At 72.2% G+C, this 4426-nt stretch carries 4 protein-coding genes; 2 read left to right on the top strand and 2 right to left on the bottom strand.

Going from position 1 to position 4426, the window contains the following annotated elements; translation table 11 throughout:
• Nucleotides 1-313: 313 nt before the first annotated feature.
• The gene (locus AC27IO_RS20995; protein ID WP_498740574.1) at nucleotides 314-844 is read left to right on the top strand and encodes a GNAT family N-acetyltransferase; all 531 of its coding nucleotides are present in this window, start codon (nucleotides 314-316) and stop codon (nucleotides 842-844) included.
• Between the two features lie 39 nt (nucleotides 845-883).
• Here the strand turns inward: AC27IO_RS20995 and AC27IO_RS20990 are convergent, their stop codons facing one another.
• Nucleotides 884-1894: a LysR family transcriptional regulator gene (locus tag AC27IO_RS20990; RefSeq protein ID WP_498740572.1), complete on the bottom strand. Its 1011-nt coding sequence runs from the start codon at nucleotides 1892-1894 to the stop codon at nucleotides 884-886.
• A 169-nt stretch (nucleotides 1895-2063) separates the two neighbouring features.
• On the opposite strand from AC27IO_RS20990, the gene AC27IO_RS20985 reads away from it, so the two are divergent.
• On the top strand, nucleotides 2064-2966 hold the full coding sequence (locus AC27IO_RS20985; protein ID WP_498740571.1) for an oxidoreductase: 903 nt from the start codon (nucleotides 2064-2066) through the stop codon (nucleotides 2964-2966).
• Nucleotides 2967-3047: 81 nt separating this feature from the next.
• Here AC27IO_RS20985 and AC27IO_RS20980 read toward each other — a convergent pair.
• On the bottom strand, nucleotides 3048-4426 hold a 1379-nt coding region (locus AC27IO_RS20980; protein ID WP_498740570.1), incomplete at its 5' end, for an ATP-dependent DNA helicase.

Here is a 4426-nt window from a genome sequence, read left to right as displayed (position 1 = left end):
CGAGCAGGGTGTTCTGCCGCTGCAGCGCCGCTTCGGCCAGCACGCGCGCCACCGGGGCGAGCGGCGCGCGGGGCGGATCGATGGCGGCGGACATGGCGTGGAGCGGGGTGAGGGGTGGGGGTTCGGCCGGCGGTGGGGCGGTGCGTTCGCGGAACTGTGCACCGATTCTGGCGGTTCGCCAACCCGCCTTCGCCGCGCAGGTTGGTATAACGGAACGCATCCCCGCACCGGATCGTTCGCCCGCCCCCGGAAGCCGCCGCGACGGCCCGGCCCCCCGGCCCTTCTCGGCCGCCCCGCTTGACCCATGCCCTCCATGCCCCCCGACCTCGACGACCTGCAGTTGCGCCCCCTCACCCCCGACGACGCCGCGCCGTTCGCCGCCCTGCGGCTGCGCGGGCTGCGCGAATGCCCGCAGGCGTTTTCGTCCAGCTACGAGGAAGAGGCCGCCACGCCCCTGGCCGACTTCGAACGCCGCCTGCAGCCCCAGCCCGGCCGGGCCGTGCTGGGCGCGTTCGACGGCGGCACGCTCGTCGCCACCGTGGGCATCAAGCGCGAAGACATGCGCCAGCTCTCGCACAAGGCGTTCCTCTGGGGCATGTACGTGGCGCCCGAAGCGCGGCGCCGGTCCGTGGGGCGGCGCCTGCTGCGCCATGCCCTGGACTACGCCGTCGAGCCGCTGGGCGTGCGCCAGGTCAACCTGGGGGTGACCGCGTCGAACACGGCGGCGGTGGCGCTGTACCGGGCGCTGGGTTTCGTGGCGTACGGCGTCGAGCGGGAGTACCTCTGCGTCGATGGCCAATACCACGACGAAATCCTGATGGCGTGCCGGCTGCGCCGCGGCTGACACGGGCGCTGCGCCGAGGGGCAGGCCCCGCCTGGCGCATCACCCCGAGCGGGTCGGCGCCCGGGCGGCAGCGGCTTTGTGGCTTTTCTTCAGCGCCTTCGCGTGCGCCGCGCTGGCCCCCGCCAACTCCTGCGGGCTCAGGCCGAACGCCGGGTTGTCCGCCAGCATGTCCACCGCCAGGTCGATGAAGGCGCGCACCCGCGCCGGCTGGGCCGCACGGCTGCCGTAGTAGACGTACAAGCCCAGGTGGTGCGCGACCACATCGGTCAGCACCGGCACCAGCCGGCCGCTGCGCACCAGCGGCGCGGCGGTGGTGCCCACCAGCTGTCCGATCGCGTGGCCGCCCAGCACGGCGCGCGCCTCCAGCTCGATGTCGTTGACGCAGACTGCCGGCGCGATGGCGTGGGCCACGATCTCTTCGCCCACGCGGAACTCCCACGGCATGGGCTTGCCCGTGGCGGGGTGGCGAAAACCGCTGCAGCGGTGCCCGGCCAGGTCTTCGATGCGCAACGGCACGCCATGGCGCGCCAGGTACTCCGGCGTGGCGCACACCACCAGCTGCAGCGCCATCAGGCGCCGCGCGACGACCCCGCCCTCGGGCGGGTAGCCGGAGCGAAAGCCCACGTCCACCCGGTCCTCCACCCAGTTGCCGATGCGGTCGTCCAGCTGCACATCGGGCTCCACCTGCGGATAGCGGCGGCAGAACGCGTCCACCACGGGCCAGATGACCTCCAGCATCATCGACCGCGGCGCGGTGATGCGCAGCGGCCCGGCAATCTCCTCACGCCCGCGCCGCGCGCCGTGCACCGCCCGCTGCAGGGTGGCCAGCCCGGGCTGCGCGGCATCGAGAAACCGGCGGCCCTCCTCCGTCAGGCTGAGGCTGCGCGTGGTGCGGTGGAACAGCCGCACGCCCAGGTGCGCCTCCAGCTGTGCCAGCGCCAGGCTGGCCGCCTGCGGCGTGACGCCCTGTGCCGAGGCCGCCTGGCGCAGGCTGCCGAGTTCGGCGGCTTTCGCGAAGGTGGCGATGGCCCGCAGTTCGTTGATGGCCATGGCATTCCCCCTTGATTGACCGTCGATTGACAAGTATTGCTTGCGTATGAATCGAGGAATTATGGGCTAGTGCGATGGCAATGGTGTGCCTAAAGTCCCACCCACGGCAGCCGGATCGACCGGCCTGCCAGACCGAGCAGACCGCCAATAGAAACCCGAGGACCTTTCCATGACCGCCACCGCTTCCATTGCCACTTCCGCTTCCGCCTCCGCTTCGTCGTCTTCCCATCCCCGCGTCTGGCTGATCACCGGCGCCTCGCGCGGCATCGGTGCCCGCATCGCAGAGGCCGCGCTGGCCCGGGGCGATGCCGTGGTGGCCACCTCGCGCAGCGCGCAGTCCGTCACCCGGCGGCTGGGCACCCACGACGCACTGCTGGCCGTGTCCCTGGACGTGACCGACGAAGCACAGGCCCTCCAGGCGGTGGGCGCCGCGCTGGAACGCTTCGGCCGGATCGACGTGCTGGTCAACAACGCGGGCTACGGCCTGCTGGGCGCGGTGGAAGAGGCCACCGCCGACGAGGTGCGCAGCCTCTACGACACCAACGTGTTCGGCCTGCTGAACGTGACCCGTGCCGTGCTGCCCACCCTGCGCGCGCAACGCGCCGGCCACGTGATCAACATCTCGTCGCTGGGCGGGGTGCAATCGAGTGCGGGTTTTGGCGTGTATTGCTCGACCAAGTTCGCGGTCGAGGGCCTGACCGAAGCCCTGCACGCCGAGCTGGCACCGCTGGGCATCCACGCCACGGTGGTGGAGCCGGGCTACTTTCGCACCGAATTCCTCGACACGGCGTCGCTGGTGGTCTCGCCCCGGGTCGTGCAGGACTACGCCGCCAGCGCCGGCGCCGTGCGCGAGGCGGCCCGCCGCATCCATCGGAACCAGCCCGGCGACCCCGTGCGCCTGGCCCAGGCCATCCTGCAACTGGTGGACAGCCCCGCGCCGCCCCTGCGACTGCCGCTGGGCACCGACACGCTGCATGCCATTGCCGACAAGCACGCGTTCGTGCAGGCGGAAACCGCCCAGTGGCGCGCGCTGGCCGCGTCCACGGACTTCCCGGCGAGCGCGGCCGCATGACCCCGGTGGCGCGGCATCATTTGCTACAAATTAAATAGCAATACGCCCTAGAAGAATCTGTGCTGGAGGCCGATTTGAGGCTTAACCCTCCACGGCCCACCAGGCCGGCAGCAGCCGCTGCACCTCGGCCCGCGCGAAGCGGTCGTCGATGAGGTGCACCACGCCCTCGTCGCTGGGCGAGCGGATCACGCGGCCGGCCGCCTGCACCACCTTCTGCAGGCCCGGGTAGAGGTAGGTGTAGTCGTAGCCCGCGCCGAAGAGGGCGTGCATGCGCTGGCGGATCTGCTCGTTCACCGGGTTCATCTGCGGCAGCCCGAGCGTGGACAGGAACGCGCCGATCAGGCGCCGGCCCGGCAGGTCGATGCCCTCGGAGAACGCGCCGCCCAGCACGGCGAAGCCGATGCCCTCGCCGCCCTCGGTGAAGCGCGCCAGGAACTCGCGCTGCCCGGCCTCCTGCATGCGGCGCGACTGCAGCCAGTGCGGCACCTGCGGGTGGCGCCGCGCGAACGCCTCGGCCACCTGCTGCAGGTATTCGTAGCTGCTGAAGAACGCCAGGTAGTTGCCCGGCCGGTCAGCGAACTGCCGCGCCATCAGGTCCGCGATCGGCACGAGCGAGGCGGACCGGTCCGGGTAGCGCGTGGAGATGTGGCGGGCCACGGCCACGCGCAGCTGGGCGGCCTGGAAGGGCGAGGCCACGTCCACGCCGGCATGGCCGGCCGGCAGGCCGAGCAGGTCGGCGTAGTAGCGCGCCGGCTGCAGCGTGGCGGAAAACAGCGTGCTGGTGTGCGCCGCCGCGAAGCGCGGCGCCAGGAACGGTGCCGGCACCACGTTGCGCAGGCAGACCACCGAGCTGCCGGGCGCGCCGCCGGGGGCGCGGGCCACGTCCACCAACGAATGCGTGTCCAGGCACTCGGCCAGCCGCTGGGTGTGCAGCAGCTCCAGGTAGAAGGCCTGCAGCGCCGGGTCCATCTGCTCGGGGTGCTCCGCGAAATGGTCGGCCAGGGCGCTGCCGCACTGCTGCAGCGCGGCCAGCAGCGCGGCGGGGAAGGCCTCGTGCACGGCGTAGGCCCCCGGCTGCGCCTTGTCCAGCGCCACCCAGGCGCGGCGCACCTTGTCCAGGGCCTTCTTCACCGCCGGCACGCGGGCGGCGGTGTCCGAATGCCGCGCCTGGTAGAGCGAATCGGGCAGCAATTCGGCCGTGTACATGCGGCGGCCGCGCTCCACGAGGTTGTGCGCCTCGTCCACCAGCACCGCCACGCGCCACTGGTTGGCCTGCGCCAGGCCGTGCAGCAGCGCGCCGGCATCGAAGTAGTAGTGGTAGTCGCCCACGACCACGTCGGCCCACCGGGCGAGTTCCTGGCCCAGGTAGTAGGGGCACACGCCGTGGGCCAGGGCGGCATCGCGCACGTGGGCCTGGTCCAGCAGGGGCCGGTCGCCGCCGCCCGCCGTGGGCGAAAGCG

It is taken from the genome of Acidovorax sp. KNOB132, assembly GCF_057541515.1.
Note: the sequence above shows the minus strand (reverse complement) of the source record. Positions and strands in the feature narration are given on the sequence as shown.